Source organism: Polynucleobacter sp. UB-Siik-W21 (assembly GCF_018687415.1).
Lineage (GTDB): Bacteria > Pseudomonadota > Gammaproteobacteria > Burkholderiales > Burkholderiaceae > Polynucleobacter.
On record NZ_CP061289.1, the window covers coordinates 1,048,979 to 1,072,542 of the forward strand.

16 protein-coding genes and 2 tRNA genes are annotated in these 23,564 nt (G+C 45.7%); 5 read left to right on the forward strand and 13 right to left on the reverse strand.

Features of this window, described 5'->3' with window-relative positions:
- Positions 1 to 3: 3 nt before the first annotated feature.
- Both C2756_RS05515 and C2756_RS05520 read left to right on the forward strand, forming a co-directional pair.
- A complete protein-coding gene (locus C2756_RS05515; RefSeq protein ID WP_251372155.1) occupies positions 4 to 168 on the forward strand; it encodes a superinfection immunity protein in 165 nt (54 codons plus the stop codon).
- A 143-nt stretch (positions 169 to 311) separates the two neighbouring features.
- On the forward strand, positions 312 to 2,897 hold the full coding sequence (locus C2756_RS05520; RefSeq protein WP_215320678.1) for a bifunctional aconitate hydratase 2/2-methylisocitrate dehydratase: 2,586 nt from the start codon (positions 312 to 314) through the stop codon (positions 2,895 to 2,897).
- An 84-nt stretch (positions 2,898 to 2,981) separates the two neighbouring features.
- On the opposite strand, the gene C2756_RS05525 is transcribed toward C2756_RS05520, so the two are convergent.
- From C2756_RS05525 to C2756_RS05535, 3 genes are read right to left on the reverse strand one after another with little or no spacing between them, the layout of a single operon-like run.
- A complete protein-coding gene (locus C2756_RS05525) occupies positions 2,982 to 3,746 on the reverse strand; it encodes a spermidine synthase (RefSeq protein WP_251372124.1) in 765 nt (254 codons plus the stop codon).
- A 10-nt stretch (positions 3,747 to 3,756) separates the two neighbouring features.
- Positions 3,757 to 7,803 carry a phosphoribosylformylglycinamidine synthase gene (gene purL / locus C2756_RS05530; RefSeq protein WP_215320679.1) on the reverse strand — a complete coding sequence of 1,349 codons (4,047 nt, stop codon included), beginning with the start codon at positions 7,801 to 7,803 and terminating at the stop codon, positions 3,757 to 3,759.
- Between the two features lie 21 nt (positions 7,804 to 7,824).
- On the reverse strand, positions 7,825 to 8,499 hold the full coding sequence (locus C2756_RS05535) for an ABC transporter ATP-binding protein (RefSeq protein WP_215320681.1): 675 nt from the start codon (positions 8,497 to 8,499) through the stop codon (positions 7,825 to 7,827).
- A gap of 2 nt (positions 8,500 to 8,501) precedes the next feature.
- Here C2756_RS05535 and C2756_RS05540 point away from each other — a divergent pair, with 2 nt between their 5' ends.
- Positions 8,502 to 9,161, forward strand: coding sequence for an arylesterase (locus C2756_RS05540; RefSeq protein WP_215320683.1), 660 nt, complete (start codon positions 8,502 to 8,504; stop codon positions 9,159 to 9,161).
- 47 nt (positions 9,162 to 9,208) lie between these two features.
- Here the strand turns inward: C2756_RS05540 and C2756_RS05545 are convergent, their stop codons facing one another.
- The 10 genes from C2756_RS05545 to ispD all read right to left on the reverse strand — a co-directional run bounded on the left by C2756_RS05545 (position 9,209) and on the right by ispD (position 19,137).
- Positions 9,209 to 10,672: a peptidylprolyl isomerase gene (locus C2756_RS05545; RefSeq protein WP_215320685.1), complete on the reverse strand. Its 1,464-nt coding sequence runs from the start codon at positions 10,670 to 10,672 to the stop codon at positions 9,209 to 9,211.
- Positions 10,673 to 10,780: 108 nt separating this feature from the next.
- A tRNA-Val gene (locus tag C2756_RS05550) sits at positions 10,781 to 10,856 on the reverse strand.
- A gap of 115 nt (positions 10,857 to 10,971) precedes the next feature.
- Positions 10,972 to 13,404: an endopeptidase La gene (lon, locus tag C2756_RS05555; RefSeq protein WP_215320688.1), complete on the reverse strand. Its 2,433-nt coding sequence runs from the start codon at positions 13,402 to 13,404 to the stop codon at positions 10,972 to 10,974.
- A gap of 189 nt (positions 13,405 to 13,593) precedes the next feature.
- A complete protein-coding gene (clpX, locus tag C2756_RS05560; RefSeq protein WP_215320690.1) occupies positions 13,594 to 14,955 on the reverse strand; it encodes an ATP-dependent Clp protease ATP-binding subunit ClpX in 1,362 nt (453 codons plus the stop codon).
- Positions 14,956 to 14,990: 35 nt separating this feature from the next.
- A complete protein-coding gene (gene clpP / locus C2756_RS05565; RefSeq protein ID WP_215297184.1) occupies positions 14,991 to 15,620 on the reverse strand; it encodes an ATP-dependent Clp endopeptidase proteolytic subunit ClpP in 630 nt (209 codons plus the stop codon).
- A gap of 31 nt (positions 15,621 to 15,651) precedes the next feature.
- Positions 15,652 to 16,989: a trigger factor gene (gene tig, locus C2756_RS05570; protein WP_215317916.1), complete on the reverse strand. Its 1,338-nt coding sequence runs from the start codon at positions 16,987 to 16,989 to the stop codon at positions 15,652 to 15,654.
- A gap of 57 nt (positions 16,990 to 17,046) precedes the next feature.
- A tRNA-Leu gene (locus C2756_RS05575) sits at positions 17,047 to 17,133 on the reverse strand.
- A gap of 67 nt (positions 17,134 to 17,200) precedes the next feature.
- Positions 17,201 to 17,791: a malonic semialdehyde reductase gene (locus tag C2756_RS05580; RefSeq protein WP_215317917.1), complete on the reverse strand. Its 591-nt coding sequence runs from the start codon at positions 17,789 to 17,791 to the stop codon at positions 17,201 to 17,203.
- A gap of 28 nt (positions 17,792 to 17,819) precedes the next feature.
- A complete protein-coding gene (ispF, locus tag C2756_RS05585; protein ID WP_215317918.1) occupies positions 17,820 to 18,323 on the reverse strand; it encodes a 2-C-methyl-D-erythritol 2,4-cyclodiphosphate synthase in 504 nt (167 codons plus the stop codon).
- Positions 18,324 to 18,333: 10 nt separating this feature from the next.
- Positions 18,334 to 19,137, reverse strand: a complete 804-nt coding sequence (gene ispD, locus C2756_RS05590) for a 2-C-methyl-D-erythritol 4-phosphate cytidylyltransferase (protein WP_251371988.1) — start codon at positions 19,135 to 19,137, stop codon at positions 18,334 to 18,336.
- Here ispD and mfd point away from each other — a divergent pair.
- Positions 19,125 to 22,661: a transcription-repair coupling factor gene (gene mfd / locus C2756_RS05595; RefSeq protein WP_215317919.1), complete on the forward strand. Its 3,537-nt coding sequence runs from the start codon at positions 19,125 to 19,127 to the stop codon at positions 22,659 to 22,661. The two genes, ispD and mfd, sit on opposite strands and share 13 nt — an antisense overlap.
- 2 nt (positions 22,662 to 22,663) lie before the next feature.
- Positions 22,664 to 23,563, forward strand: coding sequence for a phosphoserine phosphatase SerB (gene serB / locus C2756_RS05600; RefSeq protein WP_215317920.1), 900 nt, complete (start codon positions 22,664 to 22,666; stop codon positions 23,561 to 23,563).
- The last annotated feature ends 1 nt before the right edge of the window (position 23,564 follow it).

A 23,564-nucleotide genomic window follows, 5' to 3' on the forward strand; every position in this document is an offset into this window, starting at 1 on the left:
CTAATGACCCTGCTGTCCCTTTTTTACTTTTTGCCTTTTGCCATCGCTTTTAATAAGAAACGGGCCAACACAGGGGCCATATTTGCCTTAAACCTGTTTTTAGGATGGTCACTCATTGGTTGGGTTGTTGCTCTAGTTTGGGCTCTGAAAGAAGAGCAAGTGATCTAGTTTTGGTCAAAACGGTCGGTTTTGATGATCAATAGGGTTTAAATTCTTATATAAGACTTGAATTAGTCACTATAATTGAAAGATTTGGGTGAAAATGCCCTTTTAGCCTTTCTATTGATTACTTTTACCCCATAGGAAACACAATGTTAGAAGCCTATAACGCACAAGTTGCTGAAAGAGCAGCTCTTGGGATTCCAGCTCTTCCCCTGACCAAGGATCAAACTGCTGAATTAGTAAAGCTACTCAAAAGTCCTCCTGCAGGTAAAGAGGCTGAACTAATAGAGCTTATTACCAATCGCGTTCCAGCAGGGGTTGATGATGCCGCTAAGGTCAAAGCAGAATTTTTAGATACCGTTGCTAAAGGAACAGAAAAGTCTCCTTTGATTTCGCGTGTCAAAGCAACTGAATTGTTGGGCACCATGCTTGGTGGCTACAACATCAAACCACTGGTAGAGTTGTTGACGGATGCCGAATGCGGTACAGCTGCCGCCGAAGCCCTCAAGAAAACACTTTTGATGTTTGATTATTTCAATGACGTGCATGAGCTAGCCGAAAAAGGTAACGCTAACGCTAAAACAGTAATGAAAAGCTGGGCTGATGCAGAGTGGTTTACGAGTCGCCCTGCTGTTCCAGAAAGCCTGAAGCTCACAGTATTCAAAGTCACTGGTGAGACCAATACTGACGATCTCTCTCCTGCGCCTGATGCATGGAGTCGTCCAGATATCCCCTTGCATGCAACGATCATGCTAAAGAACCCACGTCCAGGTATCGAGCCTGATGAATCTGGTGTTCGCGGCCCGATGAAGCAAATCGCCACCCTCCAGAAAAAAGGCAATCAAATTGCTTATGTTGGTGATGTGGTGGGTACTGGCTCATCACGTAAGTCTGCAACTAACTCTGTTCTTTGGTGGACTGGTCAGGATATTCCATTCGTACCAAACAAGCGCTTTGGTGGCGTTTGTTTGGGTGGCAACATTGCTCCAATCTTCTTTAATACCATGGAAGATTCTGGCGCACTCCCCATCGAATTGGATGTATCGCAAATGAATATGGGTGATGAGATTGAACTCCGCCCTTACGAAGGCAAAGTATTTAAGAACGGTCAAGAGATCACTACTTTTGCCCTTAAATCCCCAGTAATTTTGGATGAAGTCCGTGCGGGTGGACGTATTCCATTGATCGTAGGTAGAGGCTTGACAGCTAAAGCTCGCGCGGCATTGGGTTTACCTGCTTCCACTGAATTCCGCCTCCCAGTGAGTCCGCCTAATAACAACAAAGGTTTCAGCTTGGCCCAGAAGATGGTGGGTCGTGCCTGTGGCTTACCAGAAGGTCAAGGCGTCCGTCCTGGAACCTATTGCGAACCACGTATGACCACTGTTGGCTCACAAGACACCACCGGTCCGATGACGCGTGATGAATTGAAAGACTTGGCTTGCTTGGGTTTTTCTTCTGACTTGGTCATGCAGTCCTTCTGTCACACCTCCGCTTATCCAAAGCCAGTGGATATTCGTACGCAACACGAATTACCGCCATTCATGACCAATCGTGGTGGTGTTGCATTACGCCCAGGTGACGGTGTGATTCACAGTTGGTTAAACCGTTTACTTCTTCCAGATACTTGCGGTACTGGTGGCGATAGCCACACTCGTTTCCCAATCGGCATTTCCTTTCCTGCTGGATCAGGCTTAGTTGCCTTTGCAGCTGCTACTGGCGTCATGCCATTAGATATGCCTGGGTCTGTATTGGTGCGTTTTAAAGGCAAGATGCAACCTGGCATCACTTTGCGTGACTTAGTAAATGCAATCCCTTTGTACGCAATCAAAAAGGGTTTGCTGACAGTTGAGAAGCAAGGTAAGAAGAATATTTTCTCTGGTCGCATTTTAGAAATCGAAGGCTTACCTGATCTGAAAGTGGAGCAAGCCTTTGAATTGTCTGATGCTTCTGCTGAACGCTCTGCTGGCGGCTGCACCGTTCACCTGAATAAAGAACCTATCATTGAGTACATGCAGTCCAACATCACTTTGATGAAGTGGATGATTGCCAATGGTTATGAAGACAAGCGTACTCTTGGACGTCGTATTAAAGCCATGGAAGCTTGGATTGCAAATCCACAATTACTCAAAGCTGATGCGAATGCAGACTATGCCGAGATCATCGAAATCAATATCGATGAAATCAAAGAGCCTATTCTTGCCTGCCCTAACGACCCAGATGATGTGAAAATATTGTCTGAAGTTGCTGGCGATAAGATTGATGAAGTCTTCATTGGCTCATGCATGACAAACATTGGCCACTTCCGCGCTGCTGGACAAGTATTACAAGGCAAGAAAGATATGCCAACCCGTTTATGGGTAGCACCTCCTACCAAGATGGATGCGATGATCTTGATGGAAGAAGGCTACTACGGCATGTTAGGTGCAGCGGGTGCACGTATGGAGAGCCCAGGTTGTTCATTGTGCATGGGCAATCAAGCGCAGATTCGTAAGGGTTCTACAGCAGTATCGACTTCTACTCGCAACTTCCCTAATCGCTTAGGTATTGATACCCGTGTGTATTTGGCTTCTGCCGAATTAGCATCTGTAGCCGCCCTCTTGGGTCGCTTACCCACTCCTGCTGAATACTTGGAACAAGTAAAAGCGCTTGATGCTAAGGCTGGCGATGTTTATAAATATATGAGCTTTGATAAGATTAAGTCATTTAGCGACGTTGCTGATACTGTAGCGGTGTAATACTCAACATCCCAAGCTAGCAAGAAGTTGGAAAATAGAAAAAGGCGATCAAGCGATCGCCTTTTTCTTTTAGATGCCGAACGATTAAATCGAGAGTTTATTTTCTTGGCGTGCATTTTCGCGACTGATACCAGTTACCCACTTATTGGTGGGTAAGCCCGTCTTTTCCATAATGAGCTTTGCACGTTTTGAAACATCCTGCCATTCAGCTTCTAACTGAGGACCTTTGAATGCGATTGCGACAACATTGCAATCATGCGATTCTGGAAACAATAAAACACGGTCATCAAAAGCTTTACAGATATTCTGAAGATTGATATCAAAACTTTGATGGCGTGAGAATAGGTTCACCGTCATTACGCCAGGACTATTCAGAATGTCAAAGCAACCTTGATAAAACTCCAATGAGCTTGCGGCAGGTCCATCACATATAGCGTCATACAGGTCAACCTGAACTGCGTCAAATTGATTCTTATATCGGTTCAATTGAACAAACGTCTTAGCATCAGCCTGCAGTGTCTCCAGCCTACGATCATCATTCGCCATAAAAAACATAGATCGAGCAGCCACTATGACCGCAGGATTGAGTTCAACTACCGTTGTTTTTACTGCCGGACAGTGACGATGTTGAAACTTTGCCAATGCACCCGTACCCAAACCTAATTGCGCCACCTTCATACCAGGTTTGGTCTCTAAAAATAGTAACCATGCCATCATTTGCTGGTTATATTCAAGATAGATTTCATCAGGATCTCGAATACGCATTGCCCCTTGAATGAGTTCAGTTCCAAAATGGAGATAGCGTACTCCCCCACTTTCTGAAAAGGTCACTGGCTCCATCAACATCATCTAATGGGGTTTAATTAGCCCAGCGACGTGCATTGCGGAACAAACGCAACCAAGGGCTAGCGCCATCTGGCGTATCCAACCACTCTGGTGGGCACCAACTCATTTGTACTGCTCTGAATACCCGCTCGGGATGAGGCATCATCACTGTAAAGCGACCATCAGCAGTAGTGACTCCAGTTAAGCCCCCAGGTGATCCATTGGGATTCATTGGATAGATCTCCGTTGGATTGCCTTGGTGATCAACAAAACGTAATACTGCTAAGTCCTGCTGGGTAATCTGATCTAAGCTTCCCTGTTGACTGAAATTGGCAAATCCTTCGCCGTGTGCAATTGCGATTGGGAGTTGGCTACCTTCCATGCCTTGAGTAAAGATGGAAGGCGATGCGAGCACTTCTGCCATGACTAAACGGGCTTCATATTGCTCAGACTGGTTACGGGTGAACTTCGGCCAAGCCTCGGCACCAGGAATAATTCCTGCAAGATTGCTCATCATTTGGCAGCCATTGCAAACGCCTAAGGCAAAACTATCTTGGCGATTAAAGAAGCTGGAGAATTGATCTCGTAGTTTTTGATTAAATAAAATGGTTTTTGCCCAACCTTCACCGGCACCTAAAACATCACCGTAACTAAATCCCCCACACGCGATAAGACCACGGAAATCATCCAGCTTCGCCTTACCACTGAGTAGGTCTGACATATGAACGTCGTAACTATCAAATCCAGCCCAATTGACGGCATAAGCCATTTCTACATGGGAGTTAACGCCTTGCTCACGCAAAATCGCCACTTTTGGTCTCGCATTTTTTGCGATGAATGGCGCGGCAATATCCGCTGCAGCATCAAACGTAAGCTTTGGCGACATGCCAGGATCAGATAAGTTATCTAAGAGCGCAAATTCAGAGTCCGCACAGGCTGGGTTATCGCGTAAACGGGCTATTTGATGGCTCGTATTGCTCCACATCTTTTGCAATACCTCACGCGGTTCTGCAAAGATATTCTTAGCATCGCGCCAAATCTCAACCCGCCCATTAGTATTAGGCTTGCCAATCACATGACTATAAGCACTCAGACCTAATTGACGCAAAATTGCAAAGACTTCATCGCGATTTTCCCTACGAATTTGAATAACAGCGCCGAGCTCTTCATTAAATAGAGCGCGAATGGTTTGTTCATGTCGACGACCAGATACTTGCTGCGACCAGTTTTTTGCATCACCGTAATCTGGCTCTTGACCTGCATCAACTGCAATCATATCGACATTGATAGAAACACCCGTATGCGATGCAAATGCCATCTCGGCTACACAAGCCAGCAAGCCACCATCAGAACGATCGTGATAGGCAAGCAATTTATTTTCTTTGCGCAACTCAATTATTGCTTTAGCCAATGACTTGAGATCTTCTGGATGGTCTAGATCGGGCGCTGACTTACCAGATTGATTGAGTACTTGTGCCAAGATACTGCCAGCCATACGATTCTGACCGCGACCTAAGTCAATCAGAATTAACTCAGTTTCTAATACTGACCCATCTTGATTTTTTAATTGCAATAATGGTGTTGCTGTTTTGCGAACGTCTTGAACAGCAGCAAATGCAGAAATAATGAGAGAAACTGGAGCGACCACTTTCTTAGCCCCGCTACCATCACGCCATTCGGTTGCCATAGACAATGAATCTTTTCCTACTGGAATAGAGATACCCAAGGCGGGACACAATTCCATACCAACGGCTTTAACAGAGTCATATAACTTCGCGTCTTCGCCTGGAGCACCGCAAGCAGCCATCCAGTTAGCAGATAGTTTGACATCTTCAAGACGACGAATATCTGCTGCCAATAAATTGGTCAACGCTTCACCAACTGCCATACGCGCTGCTGCTGGGGCATCGATAACTGCCAATGGGGTTCTTTCACCCATAGACATCACTTCGCCACGGAAGCCTTTGTAGTCCATCAAAGTCACAGCACAGTCTGCAACAGGTACTTGCCATGGACCTACAAATTGATCGCGAGCATTTAAACCACCAACAGTTCTATCGCCAATAGTGATTAAGAACGATTTACTTGCAACTGTAGGTTGCTGTAGCACCCAAGCAATGCATTGCGCTAGATCTGTATCAGTAATATCAAGTTCTATAAATTCTTGGTGAACACGTTTCACATCACGATGCATGCGAGGTGGCTTACCCAGCAAAACTTCCATCGGCATGTCGATCGGCAGTGCAGCATCTGTACCTGACGGATGTTTCGAATCGACTAATTGCAATTGACGCTCGGTAGTTGCTTCACCAACTACGGCAAATGGGCAGCGTTCACGCTCGCAAAAAGATTTAAATAAATCGAGGTCTTTGGCCTCAATCGCCAGTACATAACGCTCTTGAGACTCATTACACCAAATCTCAGCAGGGCTCATACCGCTCTCTTCAAGCGGAACGCTGCGCAGCTTAAAGGTGGCGCCTAAACCCGCACCATCAGCCAACTCAGGAAAGGCATTAGATAGGCCGCCTGCGCCAACGTCATGAATAGACACAATGGGGTTCTTCTCACCCAATGCTCGGCAGGCGTTAATCACTTCTTGTGCACGTCGCTCCATTTCTGGATTACCGCGCTGTACTGAATCAAAATCTAAATCTGCTGTATTGGTGCCAGTAGCTACTGAGCTACCAGTTGCGCCACCCATGCCAATCCGCATGCCCGGACCACCCAATTGAATTAACAAGTGTCCAGATTGAATTGCTTTTTTTGCAGTATGTATGGCTTCAATACTGCCAATACCACCTGCAATCATGATGGGCTTGTGATAGCCGCGACGCGTACCGTCTAAGGTTTGCTCAAATACCCGGAAGTAGCCACCCAAAATTGGACGACCAAATTCATTATTGAATGCAGCACCGCCCAGTGGCCCATCAATCATAATTTGCAAAGGTGTGGCAATCCGTTCAGGCTTGCCGTATTGCTCGCTCTCCCAAGGAAGATCAGTTCCAGGAATATTGAGGTTTGACACTGAGAAGCCAGTTAATCCCGCCTTAGGACGACCGCCTACGCCAGTGGCACCCTCATCCCGAATCTCCCCGCCAGCACCAGTAGAGGCGCCAGGGAAAGGCGCAATTGCTGTTGGATGATTATGAGTTTCCACCTTCATCAAGGTATGAACTAAGCGCGTATCTTTTTCGTAGCGATGATCAGCGCCTTGAGGACTCCAAGTTTCAGATTCACAACCTGCCATGACTGCTGAATTATCAGAATAGGCAACAATCGTCCCTTCGGGTTGGAGTTGATGTGTATTGCGGATCATGGCAAACAAAGACCGATCTTGATCATCACCATCAATTGTCCAAGTGGAATTGAAGATCTTGTGACGGCAATGCTCACTATTGGCTTGCGCAAACATGATGAGCTCTACATCGCTAGGATTACGCTCAAGGCGTACAAAGTTCTCTGTTAAATAGGCAACTTCATCATCCGATAAGGCTAAGCCCAATTCTTGATTGGCTATATCTAGAGCCGAACGACCCTCGGTCAGAACTGGAATGCGGCTTAATGGACGATCATCCAAAGTTTGATAAAGACCATTTGCAGCCTCAACCGCGTCAATCACTGCTTCTGTCATGCGATCGTGCACTGCAGTCAAAACAGATTGCAACTGTTTTGGATTTAATCCTTTTTTACTCTTCCAGGAAAATTGAACTCCACGTTCGATTCGTAATATAGGCAAGCCGCATTGCTGTGCAATATCCGTTGCCTTACTTGCCCAAGGAGAAACCGTGCCTAAACGGGGAATCACAATTGCGCTGTGCTCACCTCTGGGTCCACTATTGGCTAAACCAAACCAAGATTTGCCTTCACCGACTTTCGAAATAAAGGGTTGGCCATAGGTCAATAAACTTGCAAGGACTTCTTGATTTTGACTGCTCAGTTGCGCTTCAGACCAAATGAAGTGAAGAAACTGGGCTTCAATAGACTCCAGCTCAATACCTTGGGCTGCTAATGAGGCTAAAAGTCGTTGTTGACGAAATGGAGAAAGCGCATCAGCGCCAGGCAAAAAATGGAAAAAAGACATCCCTAGATTATAAGGTTTTGCCTACACTAGGCGACCACCCTGGAGGTGTAGCTGGCGCTGGCACCGATTGGCCAAGGCGGGATCATGGGTGACCAATATGAGGGTAGATTTGCTGGCTTGATTGAGCTCAAACAGTAACTGAATCACCCTCTCTCCGCTGGCCTCATCTAGGCTGCCAGTCGGCTCATCAGCGAAAAGAATGTCAGGCTGGACAATAAAGGCTCTAGCAAGGGCTACCCGTTGCTGCTCACCGCCAGATAAGGTTTTGGGGAAATGATTGAGACGGTCTTGTAAACCCACCTTTTCAAGCCAAGACACCGCTTCAGCCTTAGCATCCTTGCGACCGCTCATCTGTGCTGGTAATAAGACATTTTCTAAGGCAGTTAAATGAGATAACAACTGAAAGGACTGAAATACAAAGCTCACATGGGAAGCGCGTAGCTTTGCCCGTCCATCTTCGTCTAGAGTATTGAGGTCTTGACCCATCAGGTAAACGTTTCCAGAGCTTGGCAGATCCAGTCCAGCCAGCAAGCCTAACAAGGTACTTTTACCGGATCCTGAGGCTCCAGTAATGGCGACACTTTCTCCCTGTGTAATATCAAAACAAATGTCGTGCAAAATGGTCAATGAGCCATCGCTAGATGACACTTGTTTTCCGAGATGATTTGCGCTCAATACTTTTGTTGGAGTGCTCATAAATGATTCAAAGTTGGTGGACCTGCAAAAAACAGCAACTGCTATCAATAGGCTTATTTTGCCTGTTAATCCCCATTGCCACAGCGATTCACGCCAATCCTGTGATCTTGGTCATGGGCGATAGCCTTTCAGCTGAATATGGCTTACCCAAAGGGTCAGGCTGGGTCAAACTTCTTGAAGGGCAATTACAAAAACAACCTAGTCCTTGGACAGTCTTTAATGCCAGCATTAGCGGAGAAACTACTTCGGGGGGTCTCGCTCGCCTACCAGCACTCCTAGAGTCTAAAAAACCAGGAATGGTTTTGTTAGAGCTCGGCGCAAACGACGCATTACGCGGACTATCAATTGAGCAAACACAAAATAACCTTCGAAGAATGATTGTATTGAGCAAAAAAACTGGGGCAAAGGTTTTACTATTAGGGATGCAAATACCGCCCAACTATGGGCAACATTACACCAAACAATTCAAAGAACTCTATTCAACACTCGCAACCCAAGAAGGGCTTGAATTATTACCCTTCTTTTTAAATGGCGTTGCAGCCAATAAAGAACTATTTCAAGCGGATAACATTCACCCCAATGTTGCGGCACAAGCCATCCTCTTTAAAAACGTATGGGGCGCTATGGCCCCATATCAAAAACTTCTCCAACCATCACAGTAAAGACCAGTCCAACGTTCTGGATCTACTTTCAGAACTAGCTATTAGAACTAACTACCAGCACCAGTTGATGGCGGCTTCAATGGGTTGATCACTTTTACAACAGCCGCATTACGCCAGTAAGCCATAAAACCAGCAAACTCTGATTGAGATGCTAAAGCCTGGATTTGCTGTGCTTGAGCTTTGTGAATCTTGGCATCTAAGCCTGTAGGCTGTCGCGCCTGATCTACCCGATATAAGGTTGCACCAATACCCGGAATGCTGACAGAAACCACTTTAGGAAATTGATCAGGATGAATAGACATGACGTCATCTAATGCTGGTCCAACTAGATTAGCGGGCTTATTACGTGAAACCCAAAATGGGCTGGCAAAGCCACTGGAATTCTTTGGGTCTTTTTGTAAAGTGCCAAATTTTTCTGCGGCAGCAGCCACCGCTAATTTTTCTGCAGCACGCTGACTAACCTGACGCTTCACTTCAGCGGCAACATCTTGATAAGGCAAAATTTGTGCAGGATGAAATGTGACTACCCGAGCAGAAACAAAAACACCAGGGGTAGTTTGTACCGCTTCAGTATTACGTTTGTTCTTCAATGCCTCATCACCAAACAATGACTGGACCACTTTTGGATTTGCTAGTGGATGTTCTCTAGAAACACCAGTGACGCCAGAGCGGGTCAATCCCTTTTGCGTCTGAATCGATAATTTTAATTTATCAGCAGCAGGTTTCAGACTATCAGATTGGTCATAAGTCATATTGGCAAATTGGTCTGCCTTTTCGCTAAATGCTTTGGCATCTTCTTTGGGATCAGCCTTCAGAACGATATATTCCACGTCAATAAACTCAGGGCTTTCAAATAACTTGGCATTCGCGTTATAGAAAGCCTGTAGTTCGTCTTGACTGGGATTCACTTTACTCAAATAGTCTTTAGCAGTAAACGACAGGGTTTGAACTTGACGCTCTGTTTCATAGAGCGTAGAAACAATTTCAGATAGTTTCGGTGTGCCGATCTCAGTCCGTGCAACAGAGTTAACCAATTGCCCAATCTTTAAATCAAAAGCCTGACTTGCGTAAAACTGCTCTTCATTTAAACCATTGCTAGCCAGTAGTTGCTTGAAGCGAACATCATCAAAACTGCCATCTTGACGATAGAGGGCACGAATTTGAGGAATACCTTGCAGACTCTTAATCAAAGCTTCTTTACCAACTTGCAGACGAAGATCTACTACAGCAAAACCGAGGATGCGTTGTTGCAACAATTCATTCAAGATGGCCTGTTTAAATGGCAAGCTTTGGGCAATTTGCAAATTACCGCCAACACGTTCAGCCTGTCGCTTAGCAGCGTTATCGACTTCTTGCGCAGTAATCGGTTTGCCGTTGACTTTGACCAAATCCGTCTCTTTGTCCATGAAGCTGGAATAGCTCGAAATACCAAAAAAGACGAATGACGGAACAATGAACAACATCAGCACGAGCTGAAGTAATTTTTGATGCTTACGGACGGTATCAAACATGAATTAGATCGCTAGTAAAGATTAGAAATAAGCAGGGATAGTAAGAGTTTACTAGGCACAGGAGATATAAATCAGAAAGCCGAGAAAAGGCTATAGATGGTGAATATTTGGTGGGCGCTGAGAGGCTCGAACTCCCGACATTCTGCGTGTAAGGCAGACGCTCTACCAACTGAGCTAAGCGCCCCAAAATATTACAGGTGAGATTGTAACCTAAGCGTGGGTTTTCGCATGAAATACATCAAAACCACCCTCAAGTGCTGGGTGGCTTTGATGATAACCGGGCTTCTGCCTAACTTAGGTTAGTGCTTAAGAATATCTCCGGAAGAGACACTTTCACTGGCTTTACTTGCCTCAGTGACTTTCTTAGCCAACTCTTCAGGAGTAGGATCAGGCAGTGCTTCTGGCATGCGCTCTAAAGCAAGCTCAAGAACCTTATCAATCCAGCGAACTGGCACAATTTCGATCGCATTCTTAACGTTGTCTGGAATATCAATCAGATCTTTGACGTTTTCTTCAGGGATCAAGGCCAGCTTAATACCACCACGATGAGCAGCCAATAGTTTCTCTTTCAAACCACCAATCGGAAGCACTTCACCTCGCAAAGTAATTTCACCAGTCATGGCCACATCAGATCGAATGGGAATTCCTGTAAATACGGATACCAACGCAGTAGTGATCGCGATACCAGCTGAAGGGCCATCTTTAGGAGTTGCACCATCGGGGAAGTGGATATGGATATCTTTCTTCTCAAATGCCTCATCTGTGATACCAAGACGTTTTGCTCTAGAGCGAACCACAGTGCGAGCAGCTTCGACTGACTCCTTCATGACATCGCCAATCGAACCGGTGCGAGTAATGACACCTTTACCAGGCATCGTCGCAGCCTCAATTGTCAGAAGATCGCCGCCTACTTCTGTCCATGCCAAACCAGTCACTTGACCAACTTGATTCTCTTTACCAGCCAAACCGAAGTCATACATGCGGACAGATAAGAACTTCTCTAAATTATCTGCATTGACAACAATTGGCGCAGCTTCTTTTTTCAAGAGCAAAAGCTTAACTACTTTACGGCAGATCTTGCTAATTTCTCTTTCAAGAGAACGCACACCAGCTTCGCGGGTGTAGTAGCGAATCATATTGCGTACAGCACTCTCTTCTATCTTTAATTCATCCTTTTTTAAACCATTGTTCTTGATTTGCTTTGGAATTAAATAATTGACAGCAATACTGGTCTTTTCATCCTCGGTATAGCCAGCCAAACGAATAATTTCTAAACGATCAAGCAATGGGCCGGGAATATTTAATGAATTAGAGGTGGCAACGAACATCACATCTGAGAGATCAAAATCAACCTCGACATAATGATCTTGGAACGTATGATTCTGTTCGGGATCCAAAACTTCCAATAAGGCGCTAGCAGGATCACCACGGAAATCCATACCCATCTTGTCTACTTCATCCAAGAGGAATAATGGATTGCGCACGCCTACTTTGGTTAAGCTAGTCAAAATCTTGCCCGGCATAGAACCAATATAGGTACGACGGTGACCACGAATCTCAGACTCATCACGCACGCCGCCCAATGCCATACGCACGAACTTTCGATTAGTTGCACGAGCAATCGATTGGCCTAGAGAAGTTTTACCAACGCCAGGAGGGCCAACTAAACAAAGAATCGGTGCTTTAACACGGTCAACGCGTTGTTGAACTGCGAGATATTCCAGAATGCGTTCTTTGACTTTGTCTAAACCATAGTGGTCTTCATCCAATACTTTTTCAGCATTAGTCAGATCATTATTGATCTTGGTCTTTTTCTTCCAAGGAAGATTGACCAGGGTATCAATGAAGTTACGAATCACGGTAGCTTCAGCAGACATAGGCGACATCAACTTGAGCTTCTTTAATTCTGATTCTGCTTTTTTCAAAGCCTCTTTAGGCATAAGAGCCGCTTTAATGCGCTTCTCGAGCTCTTCGAGATCAGCACCCTCTTCACCCTCGCCTAATTCTTTCTGAATCGCTTTGACTTGCTCATTCAAGTAGTACTCGCGCTGACTCTTTTCCATTTGGCGCTTCACGCGTCCACGAATGCGCTTTTCCACTTGCAGAATATCGATCTCACTTTCAAGATCAGCCAAGAGGCTTTCGAGACGCTGAACAACATCAGTCATCTCCAGTAAGCGTTGCTTCTGCTCCAGTTTCACTGGTAAATGTGCGCAAATCGTGTCGGCAAGACGGCTTGGGTCATCAATGCCACCAAGCGATGACAAGATTTCTTGCGGAACTTTTTTATTCAGTTTTACGTATTGATCAAACTGAGCCATGATAGCGCGGCGCAAGGCTTCAGTTTCATGGGCATCAATGGCATTTAAAGCCGTTGGCGTAGCTTCGCAATTGAAGTAACCAAGGCTATCTTCAATTTGGCTCACTTCAGCACGTTGCACTCCCTCAACGAGCACCTTCACGGTGCCATCAGGTAATTTAAGCATTTGCAGAATATTGGCAATGCAACCGACCTCATAGAGATCCTCAATAACAGGCTCATCCTTAGCAGCAGTCTTTTGCGCTACTAAAAGGACATTTTTACCCGTTTCCATCGCGGCCTCTAGTGCTTTAATGGACTTTGGGCGACCTACAAACAGGGGGATCACCATATGGGGGAAGACAACTACGTCCCGCAAGGGCAGTAACGGTAGTTGAATCGGCTCAGAGGGTAGTAATAAGTGGCCAGGCATTAGGCAATTCCTCCAAAGTAATCAATCCTCAAGGGTCTACTTCTAGTGTTATGAGATTTAATAGCCACTAAATACAGACGATATTTTGAATAGCATACTACCTATATGGGTAGCACTTACTGAAATTCAAGGGAAAAAGGCGCAGAAAAGAGGCAAATAGGCCAAATAAATGGCAAAAACACTGAAAATTTAGGCTTTTTTGCTTAAATCGGATTGTTCGAGATCTTGTTTATAGACTAATAAGGGTTTACCGCCCTCAGCAATACTCGATTCGTCAATCACGACCTTTTGAACATTCTTTAAGGATGGCAAGTCGTACATCACATCCATCAAAGAGCCTTCCAGGATAGATCTCAGGCCACGTGCACCGGTTTTGCGGGCGATAGCCTTCTTAGCAATAGCCGAAAGCGCTTCAAGACGGACTTCAAGTTCGGAGCCCTCCATGGTCAGTAAGGCTTGATATTGCTTTACCAGTGCATTTTTGGGTTCAGTCAGAATTTGAATTAAAGCCTCTTCATCAAGCTGAGCCAATGTAGCCACGACAGGCAAGCGACCAATCAATTCGGGAATCAAACCAAATTTAATCAGATCTTCTGGTTCAACTTCAACCAGCAAATCACTGACACCGCGATCGTCTTTGCCAGGAACGACAGCATTGAAGCCAATACCCGTTTTAGCGGTACGTTGCTGAATCACTTTTTCTAAACCGTCAAAGGCACCGCCGCAGATAAACAAAATATTAGTGGTATCGACTTGTAGAAAATCTTGGTTTGGATGCTTCCGTCCACCTTGTGGTGGCACGGAGGCCATCGTACCTTCAACCAGCTTTAACAAAGCTTGTTGAACGCCCTCACCAGATACATCCCGCGTAATCGATGGGTTATCTGACTTACGAGAAATCTTATCGATCTCATCAATGTACACAATACCGCGCTGCGCTTTTTCAACGTTGTAATCGCACGCTTGTAAAAGTTTTTGAATAATATTCTCTACGTCTTCACCAACGTAACCAGCTTCAGTTAATGTGGTTGCATCAGCCATCACAAAAGGTACATCGAGCATACGAGCCAATGTTTGCGCTAACAATGTTTTGCCGGAACCAGTTGGTCCGATCAGCAAAATATTGCTCTTTGCCAACTCAACTCCATCCACAATCGCTTTAGCAGCAAGCTTGGGTTCTTTTTTGTCAAGCGCCTCAACAGGTTTGCCGTCCTTATCTAACTTCACTTTTTTAGGCATAGGGAGATATTGCAAACGCTTGTAATGGTTGTAAACAGCTACAGCCAAAGTCTTCTTAGCGTGTTCTTGACCAATCACATACTGATCAAGGTTTTCACGAATCTGGTGTGGGGTTGGCAGAGAGCCATCACCCTCATCTTTAGGAAGTTTGGCAATCTCTTCTTGAATAATATCGGTGCAAAGATCGATGCACTCATCACAGATGAATACAGAAGGGCCGGCGATCAGTTTTTTGACTTCGTGCTGGCTCTTGCCACAAAAGGAGCAATACAAAACTTTATCAGTTGAATTGGTGCTCGTTGTATCGTTCAAAGTATTCGCTCAATCAGTGTAGTTAGGTCTAGCGCTTAAGGGCGCTTTTCAATCACTTTATCGATCAGACCGTAATCACGCGCTTGTTCAGCAGACATGAAGTTGTCACGATCAGTATCTTTTGCAATCGTTTCGATTGATTGGCCAGTGCGATCAGCCAAGATCTTATTAAGACGCTCACGTAAATACAGAATCTCACGTGCTTGAATTTCAATATCTGAAGCCTGTCCGCGTGCGCCACCCAAAGGCTGATGGATCATGACGCGAGAGTTCGGCAATGCGTAGCGTTTCTCTTTCTCGCCGGCACATAATAAGAATGCACCCATACTGGCTGCCATGCCCATGCACAAGGTGCTGACATTTGGTTTGATAAATTGCATCGTATCGTATATCGCCAAACCAGCAGATACCGATCCACCTGGTGAGTTGATATATAAAGAAATGTCTTTATCTGGATTTTCGCTTTCCAAGAATAGTAACTGCGCTATTACCAAATTAGCCGTTTGATCATTCACTTCGCCGACTAAGAACACGACGCGCTCTTTTAGGAGGCGTGAATAAATGTCGTATGCACGCTCACCCCGACCCGAGGTCTCGATAACCATCGGAACCAAACCCAATCCTTTCGGTTCTAAATCTTCAGATTGAAATTGATTCTGGATCATATTGAGGCCTTTTTATTAAATAAATGACAACTTAGTTTAGCTTGCTTAACTCTTCAAAGCTAATCGCCTTATCGTTCACTTTAGCTAAAGATGTGAAATATTTAATCACATTGTCTTCTAACACCAGATTTTCAATGTCTTTTAGGCGGCTTGGGTTGCTGTAGAACCAACGAACTACTTCTTTAGGATCTTCGTAAGTTGCTGCCTGTTCGTCAATTTCAGTCTTGATTTGGTCGGCCGTAGCAGCCAGGTTATTTTGCTTTACCAAGTCGCCTAAGATCAAACCAAGGCGCACCCGCTTGAGTGCCTGCTCAGCAAAAATCTCTGGCGGGATTGGGGCATCCTTAGCGTTTGGCACGCCGCGTTGAATGAGGTCTTCACGCGCACCTTGAACTAAGCGTTCCTGTTCAGACGCAACTAATGATTTAGGAACATCGAGTTCACATAATTCATTCACTTTCTCCATGACTTCACTTTTTAATAAGGAAGTAATGCGACGCTTTACTTCGCGATCTAAATTTTGTTTTACTTCTTCGCGCATTTTCGCAACGCCACCTTCGGTTACACCTAAGGAAAGTGCAAACGCATCATCTACTACAGGCAAGTGTGCCCAGTTAACAGACTTCACAGTAATGGTGAACTCTGCAGTTTTACCGGCTACCTCTTTGCCATGGTAATCCGCTGGGAAGCTTAATGGAAATGCCTTACTCTCGCCAACCTTTAATCCTAAGGTAGCCGCTTCAAACTCAGGAAGCATGCGCCCTTCACCTAAGACATATTCGAAGTCTTCTGCTTTTCCGCCAGTAAACTCAACGCCATCAATCTTGCCAACAAAGTCGATGATCACTTGGTCACCGTTTTGCGCGGCAGTATTAGCACCACCATCACCATGGGGGCCAGCTTCGCCTCGGGAGTGGTAATGCACTTGTTGTTTACGCAGTACGTCAAGTGCACGATCTATTTCTGCGTCACCAATCTCAGTGGTGTACTTAGTTACTTCCGCTTTACTGAAATCACCGACCTTGACTTCAGGCAGTACTTCAAAGAAAGCATCAAACACAATCGTGTCAGCATCGAGTTCGCTCTTTGGTTCTAGACGAGGTTGTCCGGCCAGCTTAACGCCCTCTTTTTGACTTTGCTCATAAAAGAGTTCAGAAGCTTTATCAAACTGGAGTTCGAAATCCACTTGCATGCCATATTGCTTTTCAACAATATTCTTAGGCACCTTACCTGGACGGAAGCCGGCCATTTTCATGGTCTTACCAACTTTAGCCAAACGAGCTTCGCGTGCTTTTGTCAAATCAGCACGAGCGAATTCCAAAGTCATTTTGCGGTTTAACGAACCTAAATTTTCTATCTGCACAGCCATTCTCGTCTCTTAATTGAAGATCTGGAAATGTGAAGTCCAAGCCAAGTAGCAATCTTGTGGTGCGAGGAGGGGGACTCGAACCCCCACACCATTTCTGGCGTCAGGACCTAAACCTGGTGCGTCTACCAATTTCGCCATCCTCGCGATATCCGCAAACACTGCCGAGCTTAAACTTCACTCTAAAAACCGTAATTCTACAATGCTTGAGGGTCTATAGGATCCTGCAGGCCTCATCAAAGGATGGGCGGGGATGACGTGGCATCAAGCTAGAGGCATCTCCATAGCCAATATTGAGCAAAAAGTTCGCTTTTAAACTGCCGCCAGGGAAAAACTCCGCGTTTACCTTATCAGCATCAAAGCCACTCATAGCGCCACAATCTAGGCCTAGGGCTCTAACGGCCAAGATCAAATAAGCGCCTTGCAAGCTAGAGTTTCTGAAAGCCGTTGACTGAATATAGTCATCTTTCCCGATAAACCAACTTTTCGCATCTACATGGGGGAAAAGCTTGGGTAGCTGTTCATAAAAATCCAGATCCATACCAATGATGGCAGTTACTGGTGCACTTTTGGTTTTATCTACATTACTTGGATTAACGCAGGCTACTAAGCGCTCTTTTTCTGCTGGGCTTTTTACAAAAAGAACGTGGGCTGGATTGCTGTTTACGGATGTGGGTGCAAATTTATAGATCTCGTAAATTTGCTTTAGTTGCTCATCGCTGACGGATTTTGGTTGCCATGCATTATGCGTGCGTGCATCTATAAATAATTGCTTTAGTGCTACTTGATCAATGGAATGACCCATGAACTGCTCCAATGAGATTGAGAAAATATTATGACTTGTAGAGTAATGCCACGGCGTGCACTGCAATACCCTCGCCTCTACCAAGATGTCCAAGAGATTCATTTGTCTTGGCTTTGAGATTGACATGACTTGGTGTAACGGCAAGATCATGGGCAATATTACGAACCATTTCTGGTAAGAATTCAGCTAACTTGGGTTTTTGGCAGATGATGGTGGCATCCACATTGCCCACATGATATCCAGCAGCTTGAATCTTTTGTAATGCTGCTCTAATTAATATGCGGCTATCCATATCTTTGAATTGTGGGTCAGTATCAGGAAACAGCTGACCAATATCATTCAAGCCTGCAGCACCTAGCAATGCATCTGTCAGCGCATGTAATAACGCATCAGCATCTGAATGCCCTAACAAGCCCTTCTCGTAAGGGACATGCACTCCGCCAAGAATAAGCTTGCGATCTGCCACCAAGGCATGAACGTCATAGCCTTGACCAATACGGAACTGAGGAATGTGAGGCGTAGTTTGTGTCATAGCTAGATTTTTATGAATGACTAGAGTTCAAAAGCAATTGCATTAATTCCCAATCGGCTGGATGAGTCACTTTGAAATTGCGAGTGGCACCCTCGATGAGTAGTGGTTTAACGCCTGATAACTCCATTGCACTGGCTTCATCAGTGACATCTGCCTCTTGTCTAATGGCATCTTGCAGCGCATCGTGTAATTTTTTTATACCAAACATTTGTGGCGTTTGAGCTTGCCAAAGATGTTTGCGAGGAATCGTTTTCTCTGTATGTGGCATATTGCCAGCAACCACAGAATCAAGATCGGCTTGCTTCAAAGTATCTGCTAATGGGATGGCCAATAAGCCTCCTGATGATGATTTCACGACAGAGGTGATGAGCTTATCGATTAAGGCTGGAGTAATGCCAGGACGGGCAGCGTCATGAACTAATACCCAATCGTCAGCAGAGATGCCTGATTTCAACAATGCGCTCAAGGTATTGCGAACGGTTTCTTGGCGAGTGGGTCCACCGGTTGGTAAAAAGTGAATGGGCTTACCGTTCTCGCCGCTATTCATGCCATCGGCAAGAGTCTTGAGAATGGGGTTATCAATAAAACCAGGGGCAACGCCGATCCAAATAGACTCGATTTGGGGGGATTGCATGAAAGCTTCAAGGGCATAAGCCAACATCGGCTTTCCTGCCAACTGCTGAAACTGCTTAGGAAGCTCACCGCCCAGTCGAGAACCAGACCCTGCGGTTGGCAAGAGTGCGTGGCATTTCACTGTAGATTGATTTCCTAAGCCCATGCCTGATTCTATAATGAGCACAGATGTCTGACGCATTAAATCTAGTACCCCCCATACCTGCGCCGCGGGCTGGGCAGCGCTTTACCTTCTCAGGGCTAGTAGGATCAGCTGATGCGGCTTTGCTTGCCCAATCCGCCCTGCGCTACCGCAACGATTTCTCCGTCATGGTGATTTTCTGTGCCCAGGCTCAAGAAGCCCAAAGACTGGTTGAAGAGATTCCTGCTTTTGCCCCGCAACTCAAGGTCCGCTTATTGCCTGATTGGGAAATCCTCCCCTACGATCATTTCTCGCCACACCAAGATTTAGTTTCGGAGCGACTCGCCACCCTCTATGAGTTACTCAATGGAAGTTGTGACATTGTTTTAGTTCCAGTGACTACTGCGCTCCAGCGTCTGGGTCCCCCGCAATTTTTATCAGGTCACACGTTTTTCTTCAGACAAGGCGATAAGCTCAATGAATCAGCCTTAAGACTGCAATTGCAACAAGCGGGCTACGACCCTGTCAGCGCTGTGATGCGACCAGGTGAATATAGTATTCGTGGTGGCCTAATCGACTTATTTCCCATGGGCTCCAGCTTGCCCTATCGTCTCGATTTGTTTGGTGATGAGATTGAGCAGATCCGCTCTTTTGATCCTGATACACAACGCAGTTTGTATCCTGTAAAAGAGGTTCGATTACTACCGGGTCACGAGTTTCCCTTTAATGATGAAGCACGCACTGCCTTTAGAGGCCGTTGGCGCGAGGTATTTGAAGGTGACCCAACCCGTTGCACCATCTACAAGGATGCCAACCTAGGTATACCCAGTGCTGGCATCGAATCCTACTTACCTTTATTTTTTGAAGAGCAGTCCAGTCTATTTGATTACTTCCCCAGATCGGGTGATCCGGTTTGGCTAGTCAGCATTGGCAATGCAGAAGAATCTATTCGCAGTTTTTGGAAAGACACTGTCTCTCGCTATGAATTTCTCAAACATGACCTAGATCGCCCGATTCTTCCGCCAAAAGAATTATTTCTCGATGTAGATGAATTCTTCACCACCACTAAGCCCTATGCCCGCTTAGTTTTAGACAATGAAGAGGATGAGGCCAAGCAATTTTTACCTGTTCCTGATATTGCTGTTCATCGCCGCGATACTGATCCGATAGCGCGCTTGCGCCAGCTTGTTGCTCAAGAGAAACTCCGCATCCTGATTTGTAGTGATAGTGCGGGACGTAAAGAATCTATTCGGCAATTGCTTGAGGAAAGTAATTCTGTAACTGGTCAACATGGTAAGCCGCTTTTCCAGCTCAAGCCTGAAGGCTTTGAAAACATCGCTGATTTCATGAAAAGTGATGCTCTGTTTGGCTTAGTGACTGCCCCGCTTTTTAATGGCTTTCTTTGGCAAGCAGAAAATGTACTGGTTATTACAGAGGCAGAATTATTTACCTCAACAGCAAGACAAAGGCGTAAGAGTAAAGGTTCAGAAAATGCTGATCCCGATATGCTCTTTAAGGATTTGTCTGAGCTCAAGATTGGCGACCCAGTAGTACATGCAGAACATGGGATCGGTAGATACCAAGGCTTAGTTCTACTTAATCTTGCCCCATCTAAAGAAGCGCTCATCTTTGAAGAGTTCTTGCACTTGCAATACGCGGGGCAAGCAACACTGTATGTACCCGTTCAGCAATTACAGATGGTGACCCGTTACGCGGGCTCTGACCCCGATTCGGCACCCTTGCATCAACTGGGCTCTGGTCAGTGGGATAAAGCCAAAAGGAAAGCTGCTCAACAAATTCGCGATACGGCTGCAGAACTCTTAGGTCTTTATGCAGCTAGAGCCATTCGTAAAGGACATGCGTTTGAATTCTCAGCCCATGACTATGCAGCATTTGCTGAAAGTTTTGGCTTTGAAGAAACACCCGATCAGGCCAACGCCATTGCAGCAGTGATAGGCGATATGACTAGCGGCACTCCAATGGATCGCTTAGTGTGCGGTGATGTTGGCTTTGGCAAAACAGAAGTTGCTCTACGGGCAAGCTTTGTCGCAGTAATGGGTGGCAAACAGGTTGCCATTTTGGCTCCAACCACCTTACTGGCCGAACAACATGTTGCCACTTGGAAAGATCGCTTTGCTGATTGGCCGGTGAAAATTGTTGAGCTATCTCGCTTTAAGACCACGAAAGAAATTAATGCAGCACTCGAAGCGATCGCTAAAGGAGAAGCCGACATCATTATCGGCACCCATAAATTGCTTTCTAAAGAAACGCAATTTGCTAATCTGGGTTTAGTCATCGTGGATGAAGAGCATCGCTTTGGGGTCCGTCAAAAGGATGCACTCAAAGCCTTACGTGCAGAAGTTGATATTCTGACTTTGACGGCTACACCCATCCCAAGAACACTGGGAATGGCAATGGAAGGGCTGCGCGAGTTCTCCATTATCGCAACGGCACCACAAAAACGCTTAGCAATTAAGACCTTTGTTCGTCGTGAAGGAGATGGCGTCATTCGTGAAGCTGTCCTACGTGAGATTAAGCGCGGTGGTCAGGTCTACTTCTTGCACAATGAAGTAGAAACGATTCAAAATCGTAAACACGCTTTGCAGGAGCTCATTCCTGAGGCGAGTATCAGTGTGGCTCACGGGCAAATGCATGAAAGAGAGCTTGAATCTGTCATGCGTGAGTTTGTCACTCAACGCACCAATATTCTGCTGTGTACCACCATTATTGAGACCGGTATCGATGTACCTACAGCCAACACCATCATCATGCATCGTGCGGATAAGTTTGGCTTGGCGCAGTTGCATCAGCTACGTGGTCGTGTTGGTCGCTCTCATCATCAAGCTTATGCCTACCTATTGGTACCTGATCCTGAGGCCCTCAGTAAACAAGCCCAATTGCGTTTGAATGCTATTCAAGCCATGGAAGAGCTTGGCTCTGGCTTCTACTTAGCGATGCACGATTTAGAGATACGCGGTGCTGGGGAAGTCTTAGGGGATAAACAGTCGGGCGAAATTCATGAAATTGGCTTTCAGCTATATACCGAGATGCTTAATCGCGCGGTGAAGTCTCTGCGTAGTGGTAAAGAGCCAGATCTGCTCTCTCCTTTGCAAGCCACTACCGATGTCAATTTAGGTGTGCCCGCCCTGTTCCCTGAAGACTATTGCCCTGACGTGCATGAGCGCCTCTCTTTATATAAGCGCTTTGCTGGTTGTAATGATTTTTCCGAATTAATGGGTCTACGTGAAGAGTTGGTAGATCGCTTTGGCGATTTACCAGACCAAGCCAAATCTTTTTATGAAACCCACCGCCTGCGTTTAGAAATGGTTGGTTTTGGTATTAAGAAAATAGATGCCAGCACAGCTTCTATCCAAATTCAATTTATTCCAAACCCACCGATTGATCCAATGAAGATTATTCAGCTGATTCAGTCATCAAAACACATTCAGCTAAATGGCCAAGATAAGTTAAAAGTGCTGCCCCAAAAAGACCGAGAGTTTGAGAAGCTTGAGCAGCGCTTGGATGTCATTCGACAAGTTTTGCGCCGCTTAAACGAGTCAGCCGTTCTAAGCACTATCATTTAGCTATGCCTAAGCACCAACCGCACCAAACTCTTGTCGCTCTCTCTCGGGAACCCATTTCTGAAAAGCTTGTTTTTGAACTGAAGGATCGGGCTTTGCAGTTTGGCGCCACTTTGCACAGTCTTGGCGTACAAATGTCGAATGGTGCATATCATTCAGAGCGTTGGGATTGCAATCAGCACCTAGACATCACTCAGAGAGAATCTTTACGGTCTATTGCAAATATCCATCGGACAGACCTATGCTTTCTGCAATCAAATTTAATGGTACAAGATATTCGTGTTCTTGCCATGGATATGGACTCTACCCTCATCAATATTGAATGCATCGATGAGATTGCAGACTTTACGGGCAAAAAATCAGCAGTTGCCCAAATTACTGAAGCCACAATGCGCGGTGAGATTAAAGATTTTAAAGAAAGTTTGCGCAGACGCGTAGCGCTTTTAGAGGGTGTACACGCTGATGCTTTGGAATCAGTCTATCTTGAACGCTTACGCCCAAATCCTGGTGCCATTGAGCTTCTTGCAGGCGCCCATCAACGTGGAATCTATACCCTGCTCGTCTCTGGAGGCTTTACCTTCTTCACAGAAAAATTAAGGCAACAATTGGGATTCAAGCAATCCCAAGCTAATACGCTCGAGATCATTGATGGCAGGCTCACTGGCAAGGTGCTCGGCGATATTGTTGATGGCGCCGCGAAAGCGGCTCATTTAGATGACGCCTGCCGCAACTTAGGCTGCAGCAAAGCCAACGCAATCACGATGGGTGATGGTGCAAACGATCTGATCATGATGAATGGCTCAGGTATTAGCGTTGCCTATCAAGCTAAACCGATCGTTAAAGAAAAGGCCGACGCGGCTTTTGACCACGTCGGCTTGGATGCTGCTTTGCTGCTGATTGCTTAAG